Raw genomic sequence first — 12755 nt, forward strand, 5'->3', positions numbered from 1 at the left:
CGGGATCGAGCGAGGAATCCTATTCCCGCAACCGTCGGATCGAGCTCAAGCTGACCGAGCGATGAGGCCACCGGAGGCGCCCGCCCGCAGCCGTTCCGCCACCAGGGCCTGAAGCGACCAGAGGTGGCGGTCGTGGATGCCGAGTTCGGCGCAGGCCAGCACGGTTCGGCGAAGGTACTCCGCGCTCGGGCCGAGCCCGCCATTGGCCGACGCGATGAGGCTGGCGATCGCGGGCTCGTCGAGGCGGCCGGTGTAGCGGTCGCAGGCCGGGTTCGCCACGAAGGTCAGGGCCGTGACCGTGCCCGAGGCCGTGTCCACCGGCACCCAGCGGGCGCGGTAGCCGTTGCCGCGCATCTCGCGGCGCCAGACCGGCATCAGGACGTCGCGCAGGTTGCCCGACGGCAGGCGGAAGACCACGCCGTTGCAGATTCCGCCGGCGACCAGCGCCAGGACGAGGCCCGGATGGTCCGCCGAGCCGCGAAAGCGCCGCTGCAGCAGGCAGAAGCGCCGGTGCCAGCCGCGGACGCGGCCGATGCGCTGCTCGACGACCAAGAATTCCGGCTGCCAGATCAGCGAGCCGTAGCCGAACACCCAGGGTCCGGCGGCAGCGTCGATGGAGGCGGGCATGGCGCTCAACGACGTATCGAGGCCCGCCTCGACTTCGGCATCGCCCAGGAGGGGCATGGCGGTGGCGTCGTCCGCCAGCAGGCCCGGATGGGCCCCGGCGATGAGGTCTACAGTGAGGGCCAGACGGCGGGCGGACATGACCTCTCTCGGCGTCGCCCGGCCCAGCGGCCAGGAAGGACTGCGGCCAAGCAAGATTTGGGCAGGCCGGGACGCGCTTGCGCGCCCCGGCCGTCGCCTCAGCGCGCGCCGAGGAGTTCGACGTCGAAGATGAGGGTGGCGTTGGGCGGGATCACGCCGCCGGCGCCGCGGGCGCCGTAGCCCTGCTCCGGCGGGATCACGAGGCGGCGCTTGCCGCCGGTCTTCATCGTGGCGACGCCGGCGTCCCAGCCCGCGATGACCTGGCCGGCGCCCAGCGTGAAGCTGAAGGGCGTGCCGCGATCGCGGGAGGAATCGAACTTCTTGCCGGGCTTGCCATTCTCGTCGAGCCAACCGGTGTAGTGGACGTCGACCTTCTGGCCGGCCTTCGGCTCTGGTCCGGTGCCCACGACCTCGTCCTGATACTTCAGGCCCGAGGGCATCGTGACGAATTCGGCTGAGGCGGATGCTGTCATGGCGATCAACGTGGCTCCGGCGATGAGGCTGAGGGTGCGTGACATGCGGCGTTACGTGTCCTGTCTGACGTGCCGAGGCGGTCCGTTAGCACAGGCTCCCATCCTCTGCCGAGGGGCAATGGATGTCAGCGGCCGCGTCGCCACTGCGACGGTAGCGCGATGACGGGGCTGGCGATCCCGTGAAGCGCGTCCGCCGCCACCGCCATTGCCATGGCCCGCATCGCCGCCGCCGCCGCCATGGCCGAGGCCGCCCCGATGAGGCCGAACCGAGGGATGGAGGCCCAGCACAGGATCGCCGCGAGCAACAGCGTGGCCAGCGTGATCGCCGCCGCCAGGCGTTCGCCGCCGAGCATCGTCAGAAGGTGCTCTCCCGGCCCGAACAGGCTCGCGGCGACGCTGCCGGCAACGAGGATCGCCAGGACCGGCAGGCTTCCCCGGAAGGCAGGCCCGAACAGATCGAGGAGCCAGGGCGCGCCCGTCAGGATGGCGGCGCCGACCGCGACCGTTCCGAGGGCGGTGAGTTGGGCCTGGTCGGTGACGAGCCGCTGCAGGGCGTGGTGCTGGCCCGAGGCCGACAGGGCGGCGAAACGCTGGGCCGTCGCGGCGGTGGCGGCGAAGGCGACGAACGCGACGAATTGCTGGATACGGGTCGCCGCGAAGTAGAGCCCGACGATGGCCGGCGTCGTCATCAGGCTGAGGACGAGCACGTCGACCACGCCGAAGGCCGCGGCGGCGAGGTCGCCGGCCGCGATCGGAAGGCAGGCACGCATCCATACCCGCCAGCGGTAGCGGCGGGGTCCGGCCGGGATCGCGCGCGCCAACCGCAGGATCAGGCCGCCGACCTGGGCGATCAGGGCGAGACCGGTGGCGCCCGCGAGGCAGGCCATGGCGATCCAGGCTTCGGGTGGGGCGCCGGCGCCGACCGCGACCACCATCGCGACCATCATCAAGCCCTGGCGCAGGAGGTAGGGCGGCGCGATGGCGAGAACGGCCCAGTTCTGGCTGCGGGCGACGCCCTCGCCATAATCCTGAAGGGCGAAGAGCGGGAGAACGAGGGCTGCGACGAGGATCGGCGCGGCATAGGGACCGGCGAGCAGCGATCCTTCGATCGCGACTGCGGCGAGACCGAGGCCGGCGAGCACCAGGCCGCCCGCCGCCGACAGGGCCGCTCCGCCCCGGATGAACCCCCGCACCGCGTCGAGATCGTCGCCGGCCTGGTCCGCCGGGATGAAGCGGCAGGCGCCCTGCGAGAACCCGAGGGTCGCGGAATGTCCGAGGATCGCGATCCACACCGAGATCGCGGCGAAGGTACCGTACTCGGTAGCCCCCATCAGCCGGGCCATCAGGACCTGGGCCAGATAGGCGAATCCGGCCGCCGCGATCCGGATCGCGAAGACGGTCAGCGCGGCATGAGAAGCCCGACGGCCGACGGACACGACCGGTGCAGGGATGGCGTATCCCGGCTGCCCGTTCCGGCGGATTCCGACGAAGGCTTGCATCGGAATGGATCGGGTGGTCGCCGGAACCGTCACGGGGCCTCCGGCCACTCGCCGCTCAGGCGATACCGCGCTAGACCGACATCCTAGGCCAAGGGCGTTGCGGCGAGGTTAAACCTCAGCGGCTCGCCGGTTCGCCGGCAGGCGATGCTTCCGCCGGTGCGGCCGCTCGCGCGCCTTCCGTGGATGGCGCGACCGTCGCCAGCGGGGTCTGCAGCAGCGACAGGCTGATGGCGCGGCTGACATGCTCGGCCATGCAGCGCAGACCGAGATCATTCAGACGGAACTGCTGGCCGAGCATGTGGGCCTCGCCCTTGTCGCCGGCATGACTGGCGAGATAGCGCATGGCCTCGTAGCGCTGCACCAGCGGCACTTTTTCACGCGCGGCGATCGCCTTCACCCGCTGGACGATGCTCGAATAATAGGCGTCGTCGGCGAGGCTCGCGGTGTAGAGCGGGTCGACCAGTACGACATCCATGTCGTGGGACTTGATCCACTGGACCGCATCGGTCAGCGCGTCGGCGAACACCTCGATATCGACACGGGCGAGGGCATCGTGGGTGCCGACCTGCCAGATGACGAGATCGGGCTCGAACTCCGCCACCATGGCCCGCATCCGCTCGGCGGCCCCGGAGGCGATCTCGCCGGGCAGGCCGCGGCCCTCGATCTCCACGTCGATGGTCGGGATCGACCGTTCCAGCGCCGATTCGAGCTTCACCGGATAGGAGGTCGACGCGCCCGCGCTTGCGGCCGGCGCCCCGACGGCGAGGATGCGGACAGGGCGCTTCTCGGCCAGCGCGGCCTTCACCGCGGTGAGGCCGTTGAGGGCGTAGAGCTTCGAACTCGGGACCCTGCATTCCGGCGACAGGGTCGCATCGGGGGTCTCGGCACCCTCCGTCGCGACCGACCTCGGTGGCGACACGACGGTCGGGGTCGCCTGCGACTGAGCCGCCTGTGCGACGAAGCCTAGCGTGAGGCCGAAGACGAGGGCCGTGGCTTTCGCGAGCGCCATTCGACGAACCATGCTGTGATACCCAGAGCAGTCAACCCAGACAATACGACCGAACAGTCAATGAATACACCGCCGCCCGTCTGGAATCTGACGAATTGCGCCGCAAGACTCAGGAGGGAGGCGATCGAGAAGACGGCAAGCGAGTTGCGGCCGAGCCCGGACAGGTAGCGCACCACCGGACCGAGGCGCGGCGCGACGAAGCCGTAGACGGATTGGAAGGCGAGCAGGACACCGACGAAATGGATGAGCCGAGCCGGCGACAGGTAGGTCTTGTCGAAGGTGAACAGCAGCCGCGGCTCCGGCACCAGCAGCGGATCGGGCCGCAACTCCCACACAGAGAGCACGATCCCAAGCGCCACGATGGCGAGCCCCAGTGGCGTGAGACGTTTCGTCCAGAGTCGGAGCAGAGGGAATTCGCGGTGCCAACCCTGAAGGACGAAGCCGAGGACGAGGAGGAGCTGCCAGCACAACGGGTTGAAGAACCAGTCACCCTCGCCCGGCCATGACGGCAGGTTCCATTCGAAGACAAGGCTCGCGCCGTAGAGGGCGGCGGACAGCCCCAGTGCGACGGTACGGCTCAGTCGGGCGATCAAGACGAAGACCGGGGCGATCCCGATCAGCAGCACGTAGAGCGGCAGGATGTTGAAGAAGCCGAGCTGGTGGGTGAGCAGGACGAAACCGACCATGGTCTGGATCGGGTCGGCGAAGAACCCGCCGGCATTGTGCCATTCGAGGATGATCGGATTGTCGAGGACGAGCGCCGTTCCGGCGATCATCGCGAGGGCTACCGCCATCGTGGTGATCTGTGCCCGATAGACCTCGACGGTGCGCGACAGGAGACGCAGCACGCTGGTGAGGGCCGGTTCGGGCGCGCCGTCGCGCGCATGGGTCGCGATGCCGATCGACCATCCGGCCAGGAACACGAACAGCTCCGCCGCGTCCGAGATGCCGTATTGCGAGTAGGTGTAGCGCTCGAAGGTGTTGCCCGGGATGTGGTTGATGAAGATCGTCACCAGGGCAAGGCCGCGCCAGAAATCGATCGCGTTCGGGTCGCGCATCGTCAGGTCGGCTCCGGCGGTCGGTTGGGCTTGAGGGTGGCCCTGATAGGCCTCGCCCCCCGATCTGCAAAGGCCGTTCCCGCCCGATCACGCTGCGGTTCGAACCAGTGGCGAGCGTGAAACGTTGGCACGCGACGTCCTCGCTCACCTCTTCCTGGATCCCAGATGCCTCTATCCCACAAGCCACTTCACCGACAGGTCATCGTCATCACGGGCGCTTCGAGCGGCATCGGACTCGCGACCGCACGCATGGCGGCCAAGCGCGGCGCGAAGGTCGTGCTGGTGGCGCGGAACGGCGAGGCGCTCGAGACGATCCGGTCGGAGATCGAGGCGTCCGGCGGTCATGCGATCGCGGTGACGGCGGATGTCGGGGAGCGTCGGGAGGTCGAGGCCGTGGCGGCAGCAGCCGTGTCGGCCTTCGGTGGTTTCGATACCTGGGTGAACAATGCCGGGCTGACGATCTACGGCCGCCTGTGGGAGGTGAGCGACGCGGACCACGAGCGCCTTCTCAGGACGAACCTGTGGGGCACGGTGCTGGGTTCCCTCGTCGCGGTGGACCACCTCAGGAAGGGCGGCGGCACCCTGATCAACGTCGGCAGCCTCGGCTCCGATCTCGCCTTCCCGCTGCAGGGCATGTACTGCGCCAGCAAGCACGCCATCAAAGGCTTCACCGATACGTTGCGGATGGAACTTTTGGAGGAGGACGCGCCCGTCTCGGTGACGCTGGTCAAGCCGGCCTCGATCGACACGCCGCTGCCGCAGCACGCCCGCAACTATACGGAGTCGGAGCCGAAATTGCCGCCGCCGGTCTACCGCCCGGAAGAGGTCGCGAATGCCATCCTCCACGCCGCCGTTCATCCCGTGCGCGACGTCTATGTCGGCGGCGGCGCCAAGGCGCTCGCGAGCTTCAAGGAATTCGCCCCGGGCGCCTACGACGCCCTCGCACCCTTGGTCACGTCCTTCCAGAAGCGAAACGAACGCCCCAGGGATCCGGCGGGCTCGCTCCATTCGGCGAAACCCGACGGTCGGACCCGGGGAGATCACCCGGGCTTCGTGATGCCGTCGAGCGCCTATACGCGCATGAGCCTGCACCCGGTGTCGACCACGGCGGTCGCCCTGGGCCTTGCAGGAATCGCCATCGTCGCCGGCCTCGGCGCTCGCGGCGGACGACGGTAGGGATGGCACCGATGCCGGTCGCCGACACCGCCTTCCGCGAGGGCGGATCGAACGTGCTCGCGCTCCCGCCCCGCCAAGGACGGGGGACGTCCCCCGATCGACGGGTCGTGCGGGCCTTGGGCGGCAGGGGGATCGCCTATGTGGAGGCCGGCTCCGGCCCCGACCTCGTGCTCATCCACGGCGCGCTCCTGACGCTGGAGGATATGTGGCTCGGGCCGATGACGGCGCTGAGCCGGCACTTTCGCGTCATCGCCGTGGATCGTCCGGGCCACGGTGCCAGCGACCGCATCCGGCTGACGGACGGCTCACCCTGGACCCAGGCGGAGATCATTCGCGATGCCGTCCAGGCCCTCGGCCTGCACCGGCCGGTGATCGTCGGGCACTCCTTCGGCGGCGCGGTCGCGCTGTCCTATGCCATGAGCTTTCCCGACGAGATCGCCGGGGTCGTCGCCATCGCGCCGATCTGCTTTCCCGAGCCGCGGCTCGAGAATGTCCTGTTCGGACCGCGTGCCATCCCGGTGCTGGGAGACGCCCTCGCGTTCACCGGCGGAGCGGTCGTCGACACCGCCCTGATGCCCCTGCTGTGGCGCGCGATGTTCCTGCCTCAGCAGATGCCGCCGCGCTTCGCCGCGGAATTTCCGTTCGCGTGGGCGCGCCGACCGGCCCCGATGATCGCCAACGGGGAGGATGCCATGGCGCTCTGGCCCGGCCTCGCCCGTTCGGCGATGAGCTATGCCACCTGCCGCTCACCGGTCCACATCCTCGGAGGCGATTCCGACATCGTCGTCTCCACCATGTTCCACGGATGGAACGCGGCCCAGCTCATCCCCGATGCGCAATTCGAGCTCATCGGCGGCGCCGGTCACATGCTCCACCACTTTCACACGGAGGAAGTGATCGCGGCAGCGCTTGCGATCGGCCGTCGGTGATCGGCCGCAACCATCGGAAGACCGGACCGGTGCGGCCGTTTGGGAGCCGACTGATCCGTTCGGCCCGGTCGAGGGTTGTATGCCGACCACATGGGACGGATTCCGTGAGTGCGATCGCACGTAGCCCGTGGCCATGGCGCGTTTTTTGACGTTCACCGTGACGAGGTCGCCTTCGAACCATCTCGACGCCGCAACGATGTACCGAGTACGCCCATGACCACGCACACCGTTCCCGACGCCGCACCGATCCCGACCGGGGTGCCCGGTCTCGATCACGTGCTGTCCGGTGGCTACGCCGCGAACCGCGCTCACCTCATCGAGGGGCGCCCGGGCTGCGGAAAGACCACCATGGGGATGCAGTTCCTCATGGACGGCGTGCGGCGGGGCGAGCGCGGCCTCTACATCACCCTGTCGGAGAGCCGGCGCGAACTCCTCTCCGTGGCCGAGCGGCACGGCTGGTCGCTGGACGGCGTCGACATCTACGAATTGGTGCCGCCCGAGCTCAGCCTCGATTCCGAGACCCAGCAGAGTCTCGTCCACTCCTCCGACCTGGAGCTCGGCGAGACCGTCCAGATGGCCCTGGCGGAGATCGAACGCGTCAAGCCGGTGCGGGTCGTGTTCGACAGCCTCTCGGAGATCCGGCTGCTGTCGCAGGGCTCGCTGCGGTACCGACGTCAGGTCCTGGCACTCAAGAGCTACTTCCTCATCAACGATGCGACCGTGCTGATGCTCGACGACCTCAGCGCGGAGGATGACGACCTCAACCTGCATTCCATCAGCCACGCGGTGGTCCGGCTCGAACAGATCACCCCGAGCTACGGCACGTCCCGGCGACGGCTCAACGTCATCAAGATGCGAGGCACCCAGTATCAGGCCGGCTACCATGATTTCGTGATCCAGCAGGGCGGTGTCCGGGTGTTTCCGCGCCTGATCCCGGGGGATCATCACCGCGCCTTCGTTCCTGGGGTGGCCAAATGCGACGTCCCTGCACTCGACCTCGCTTTGGGCGGCGGCATGGACAACGGCACCAGCACGCTGATCATCGGGCCGTCCGGCGCCGGCAAATCGACGCTCGCCCTGTGCTACCTCTTCGCCGCTTTGAAACGCGGCGAGCCTGCCCTGGTGGTCAGCTTCGACGAGACCACCGGGATTCTCATGCAGCGGGCAGTGGGCGTCGGGATGGACCTCTCCCCCTATCTGCGATCGGGCCTTCTGCGGATCGAGCAGATCGATCCGGCCGATGTTTCGCCGGGCGAGTTCTCGGGCCGCGTCCGGGACGCCGTCGAAGCGGACGGTGCACGCCTCGTCGTGATCGACAGCCTCACCGGCTACATGAGCGCGATGCCGGACCAGCCCTACCTCGTCCTGCAGATGCACGAGATGCTGACCTACCTCAATCAACTCGGCATCGTGACCATCCTGATCCTCGCCCAGCACGGCATGGTCGGCCGCATGGATTCCGTGGTGGACCTCACCTATGTCAGCGACTCCGTGGTGATGCTGCGCTTCTTCGAGGCGTCGGGCCGCGTGCGCCGGGCGCTGTCCGTGCTGAAGAAGCGCACCGGGCCTCACGAGGACACCATCCGCGAATTCAAGATCGATGGCGGCGGCTTGCGGGTCGGCGAGCCCCTCACCGATTTCCGCGGCGTCCTCACCGGCGTGCCTGTCTACGAAGGCGAGCGTCGGGATTTGATGCGGGACAGAGGCACAGATGGAGCAGCGTGACCGCGTCGCATTCATCCTGGCGCCGGCCGGTCGTGATGCCCAGGTCGCTTCGGCCATCCTCGACGAGGTCGGCATCGCCTCCGAAGCCAAGCCAAACCTCGATATGTTGGTCGCGGAACTCGACCGGGCAGCCTGCGCGGTCGTCACCGAGGAGGCGTTGCTGCGTTGGGACCGCCGCGCCATCGCGCAATGGGTCGAGGTTCAGCCACCCTGGTCGGACTTTCCCTTCATTCTCCTGAGCCTGCGCGGCAGCATGCCGGATCGCCGCCTCACCGACCTCCTCGGCAACGTCACTGTTCTGGAGCGGCCGTTCCATCCGGCCGTGCTCGCCAACGCCGTCCGGTCCGCCCTGCGGGCGCGGCGGCGGCAGCGCGAAGTCGAGGCCCACCTGGTCGAGCGCCAGCGCACCCATGAGCGCCAGGCCCTCTTGATCCGCGAACTGCACCACCGTGTGAAGAACACGCTGGCCACCGTGCAGGGGCTCCTCGGCGCCACGGCGCGATCGACGAAGGACGTCGAGACCTTCTACCACTCGTTTTCCGACCGGATTGTCTCGCTCGGCAAGACGCACAACCTGCTCACCGAGGATTACTGGCAGACGGCACCCCTCGAGGACCTCCTGCGCAACGAACTCGGCCCCTACAACGATGTAGGTGAGACACGGATCATCCTGGACGGTCCGGAGGTCGAGCTTGCCGCCGACCTTGCGGTGCCGACCGGAATGGCGATCCATGAGTTGACCACCAATGCTGCCAAGCACGGCGCGCTGACCCTGCCGGAAGGCCGCATCCGCGTCCTGTGGTCGGTGGAACAGGGCGAGGCGAAGCGGACCCTGCATTTCGACTGGATCGAATCGGGCGGGCCGGCCGTCGCCCCGCCACAGCGCAAGGGCTTCGGCTCGACGCTGCTGCAGAGGGTGCTGGCGCAGCAATGCAGTGCGATCGTCGCGATCGAGTACGCCGCCACCGGCCTCCACTTCCACATGGAGGTGCCGCTCGCGGAGGAACGCCTGGTGCCGACCTACTGACGGATCGGGACGTGACCGGTGACCCGGTCACTCCATCACGGCGGCCTTCATAATCACCACCATGATGGCCTTGGCCGGCGTCTCGCCGATGCAGCGCAGGCTGTGGGGACGGTCACAGCGATAGCGGAGTGTCTCGCCCGCACGGGCGCGGTGATGGGTGCCCGCGACGTCGACCTCGAACAAGCCTTCCGTCACCGTCAGGGATTCCACCGAACCGCGCTGATGCGGGTCCGAGTCGAGGACGCCGCCCGGCTCTGCGGTGACCTCGTACCATTGCAGCCACTCGACGGTCTTGATCCAGCCGACGATCGAAAGCCGGACGCGTCCGTCCTCGGAGATCAGGTTCGGGGTATCGGCCCGCGAGATCTTCTCGATGAACGGCTCTTCGTCGCTGGTCGCGAGCACGCGCTCGATCGAGACATCGAGGGCTTGGCTCAAGCGCCAGATCGTGGCGAGCGTCGGGTTGGTCTCGTTGCGCTCGATCTGGCTGATGATCGATTTCGCCACGCCGGATTGCTCGGCCAGCTCCGACAGCGACAGGTTGTAGGCCTTGCGCAACCGCTGGATCGTCTTGCCGAGTTGGCCCGACAGGACCTGCGCGCCCGTCAGGACGTCCCGCGGGCGACCCCGCTCCGCCGTCGTCACCTCATCCTGCATCACCGCCGAACCCACGCCTTGTTCCGTTAACCGGACGATCGTACGCTACTACAAACGCATTCCGGCATCCGGCGCAAGGTTGGAGATCGGGTTCGCGGGGTCCGCCGATCAGCGCCAGAGGGCGTGGAAGTGGTGGACCGGACCGTGTCCGCGACCGACCGGGACGGTGTCGGCGGAGGCGATCGCGGCCGTGACGTAGCGCTTGGCCTGCGCCACGGATTCGGCCAGCGGAAGCCCGCGTGCGAGCCCCGCCGCGACCGCCGCCGAGAGGGTGCAGCCGGTGCCGTGGCTGTTGCGCGTGGGGATGCGCGCCGCGGAGAAGCGCCGCATGGTCCCGTCGGCGCCCATGAGATGATCGATGCTCTCGGTCCCGTCGGCATGGCCGCCCTTGATCAGGGCGGCGCGGGCGCCGAGCGTGAGGAGCCGTCGTCCCTGCGCGACGGCGGCGTTCTCGCTGTCCGCCGGCGGCTCGTCGATGAGGCAGCCGAGTTCCGGCAGGTTCGGGGTCACGAGGTCGGCCAACGGCAGCAGATGCTGTCGCAGGGCCGCGACGGCCTCGTCGGTGATGAGCCGGTCGCCGCTGGTGGCCACCATCACCGGATCGAGGACGATCGGGATGCCTCCCGCGTGCCGCGCGAGCCCTTCGGCCACAGCCACGATGGTCTCGACCTGCGACAGCATCCCGATCTTCACGGCCGTGACGGCGAGGTCCGAGAGGACGCTCTCGATCTGTGCCAGCACGAAGGCCGCGGGAACGTCGTGGATCCCCTGGACGCCCATCGTGTTCTGGGCGGTGAGCGCGGTGATCACGCTGGCGCCGTAGACGCGCAGGGCCGCGAAGGTCTTCAGGTCCGCCTGAATTCCCGCGCCCCCGCTCGAATCGGACCCGGCGATGGTGACGGCGATCGGTGTCATGGCGTTCCGTGGAGGCTGGCGTTCAACGATTTGTCAGGAGCTTACGCGGCGATGCCGCGCGCCGCGAGAGCGGAATCGATCCGGTCGCGCAGGTCGCGGGCGCGACCCTCGACGGAATCGCCGCCGAACAGCGACGAGATCACCGCGACGCCGTCGGCGCCGGCACCGATGACGGCCGCCGCGTTGCTGGCGTCGATGCCCGCGATCGCTCCGAGCGGGAACCCGCTGCCCCGCGCGAGGCGCGCACGGAACGCGACCCGGCGGAAGCCGTCGAGACCGATCGGGGGATCCGGATTGTCCTTGCTCGCCGTCGCGAAGACGCCGCCGATGCAGGCATAGTCCGCCGGCGTCCTGTAGAGTTCGTCGGCCTGCGCGCCGGTCTTCAGCGTCAGCCCGATGATCGCCCCGCGGCCGAGGAGGTTCCGGGCGTCGGCGGGATGCATGTCGCTCTGACCGAGATGGACGCCCTCGACGCCGGCCGCCAGCGCCAGGTCGACCCGGTCGTTGACGAGGAGCGGTACGCCGGTACCGGCCAAGGCCGCGTGGATCGCCTTGATGCGGGCCAGGGCCGCGCGGGCATCGGCGATGTCCTTCTCGCGGTACTGGAGCAGGGTGCAGCCCCCTGCGGCCGCCTCTGCCGCCATGGCCTTGAGGCGCGATCCATCCGCGCCGCAGACCCCGACGTCGAGGATGCCGTAGAGGCGCAGATCCACCGCCACGGTCGATCCCGCCGCGTTCTCCTGTCCGATCACCGTGACGGCCTCCCTATCTGCAGTTTCGCTCAAGTTAGAGCCAGCGCGCGCCGGCAGGAAGCCGTCGATCCGCAATGCTGCTGACCAAGTGAGGCCTGCCTGCTGGCCAAGGGAGGCCGGCGGTCCCATCTCGGCATTCCGGGGCAGAGGGAGGATACGATGGCGAAGACCGAGAAGGAGAAGATGCTGGCCGGGGAGATCTACCACCCCGACGACGACGAGCTGCACGCCGATGCCGAGGAGTGCCGGGCCTGGCTCGTGCGCTACAACGCCAGCCTCGCCCTGGCGCCGCGGGAACGACGCGCCCTGCTGCGGGAACGCTTCGGCTCGGTCGGCGAAGGGGCGGTGGTGCGGCCGCCCTTCCACTGCGATTACGGCGCCAACATCAGCCTCGGCACGAGCGCCTTCCTGAATTTCGGCTGCGTCATCCTCGACGTCACATACGTGACCATCGGCGACCGCACGCAGATCGGTCCGGGCGTCCAGATCCTCACCGCCGACCATCCGCGCGATGCGTCGCAGCGCGAGGCGGGCTTCGAGTTCGCAAAGGCCATCTCGATCGGCAGCAACGTGTGGATCGGCGGCGGCGCCCTCATCCTGCCCGGCGTCACGGTGGGCGACCACGCCATCATAGGGGCCGGCAGCGTGGTGACGCGGGACGTTCCGGACGGTGCCACCGTCGTCGGCAACCCCGCGCGCGCACTGGCGAATCCACCACGTTGACCCCGGTCAGCGATATGCGAAGAGCAACGTCACTGTCATCTGGCTAG

Annotated in this window: 13 protein-coding genes; 5 read left to right on the top strand and 8 right to left on the bottom strand. The window is 68.7% G+C overall.

The genetic code is table 11. From position 1 onward, the window contains the following. Positions 1-45 precede the first annotated feature (45 nt). The 5 genes from ACFE7U_RS05010 to ACFE7U_RS05030 form a co-directional block, all read right to left on the bottom strand. The gene (locus tag ACFE7U_RS05010; protein WP_375408633.1) at positions 46-765 is read right to left on the bottom strand and encodes a gamma-glutamylcyclotransferase; all 720 of its coding nucleotides are present in this window, start codon (positions 763-765) and stop codon (positions 46-48) included. 98 nt (positions 766-863) lie between these two features. Next, on the bottom strand, positions 864-1283 hold the full coding sequence (locus ACFE7U_RS05015; protein ID WP_375408634.1) for an FKBP-type peptidyl-prolyl cis-trans isomerase: 420 nt from the start codon (positions 1281-1283) through the stop codon (positions 864-866). An 80-nt stretch (positions 1284-1363) separates the two neighbouring features. Beyond that, complete coding sequence (locus ACFE7U_RS05020) at positions 1364-2737, bottom strand: lipopolysaccharide biosynthesis protein (protein WP_375408635.1); 1374 nt, start codon at positions 2735-2737, stop codon at positions 1364-1366. 115 nt (positions 2738-2852) lie between these two features. Then, the gene (locus ACFE7U_RS05025) at positions 2853-3746 is read right to left on the bottom strand and encodes an SGNH/GDSL hydrolase family protein (RefSeq protein WP_375408636.1); all 894 of its coding nucleotides are present in this window, start codon (positions 3744-3746) and stop codon (positions 2853-2855) included. Further along, on the bottom strand, positions 3701-4804 hold the full coding sequence (locus ACFE7U_RS05030; RefSeq protein ID WP_375408637.1) for an OpgC family protein: 1104 nt from the start codon (positions 4802-4804) through the stop codon (positions 3701-3703). The genes ACFE7U_RS05025 and ACFE7U_RS05030 overlap by 46 nt, the downstream gene beginning before the upstream one ends. A 165-nt stretch (positions 4805-4969) precedes the next feature. On the opposite strand from ACFE7U_RS05030, the gene ACFE7U_RS05035 reads away from it, so the two are divergent. From ACFE7U_RS05035 to ACFE7U_RS05050, 4 genes are all read left to right on the top strand, one after another. Further along, entirely contained in the window at positions 4970-5980 is a 1011-nt protein-coding gene (locus ACFE7U_RS05035; protein WP_375408638.1) for an SDR family oxidoreductase, read from the top strand. Between the two features lie 11 nt (positions 5981-5991). After that, complete coding sequence (locus tag ACFE7U_RS05040) at positions 5992-6909, top strand: alpha/beta fold hydrolase (RefSeq protein WP_375408639.1); 918 nt, start codon at positions 5992-5994, stop codon at positions 6907-6909. A 213-nt stretch (positions 6910-7122) separates the two neighbouring features. Continuing rightward, positions 7123-8634: an ATPase domain-containing protein gene (locus ACFE7U_RS05045; protein WP_375408640.1), complete on the top strand. Its 1512-nt coding sequence runs from the start codon at positions 7123-7125 to the stop codon at positions 8632-8634. Then, entirely contained in the window at positions 8621-9661 is a 1041-nt protein-coding gene (locus tag ACFE7U_RS05050) for a sensor histidine kinase (RefSeq protein WP_375408641.1), read from the top strand. Before ACFE7U_RS05045 ends, ACFE7U_RS05050 begins: the two co-directional genes overlap by 14 nt. Before the next feature lie 27 nt (positions 9662-9688). On the opposite strand, the gene ACFE7U_RS05055 is transcribed toward ACFE7U_RS05050, so the two are convergent. From ACFE7U_RS05055 to thiE, 3 genes are all read right to left on the bottom strand, one after another. Then, positions 9689-10318, bottom strand: a complete 630-nt coding sequence (locus ACFE7U_RS05055) for a helix-turn-helix domain-containing protein (protein WP_375408664.1) — start codon at positions 10316-10318, stop codon at positions 9689-9691. A 108-nt stretch (positions 10319-10426) separates the two neighbouring features. Then, a complete protein-coding gene (gene thiD / locus ACFE7U_RS05060; protein WP_375408642.1) occupies positions 10427-11233 on the bottom strand; it encodes a bifunctional hydroxymethylpyrimidine kinase/phosphomethylpyrimidine kinase in 807 nt (268 codons plus the stop codon). 41 nt (positions 11234-11274) lie between these two features. Further along, positions 11275-11985 carry a thiamine phosphate synthase gene (gene thiE / locus ACFE7U_RS05065; protein ID WP_375408665.1) on the bottom strand — a complete coding sequence of 237 codons (711 nt, stop codon included), beginning with the start codon at positions 11983-11985 and terminating at the stop codon, positions 11275-11277. 159 nt (positions 11986-12144) lie between these two features. Between thiE and ACFE7U_RS05070 the strand changes: the two genes are divergently transcribed. Next, on the top strand, positions 12145-12708 hold the full coding sequence (locus ACFE7U_RS05070; RefSeq protein ID WP_375408643.1) for a sugar O-acetyltransferase: 564 nt from the start codon (positions 12145-12147) through the stop codon (positions 12706-12708). Positions 12709-12755 lie beyond the last annotated feature (47 nt).

It is taken from the genome of uncultured Methylobacterium sp., from assembly GCF_964251405.1.
GTDB lineage: Bacteria > Pseudomonadota > Alphaproteobacteria > Rhizobiales > Beijerinckiaceae > Methylobacterium.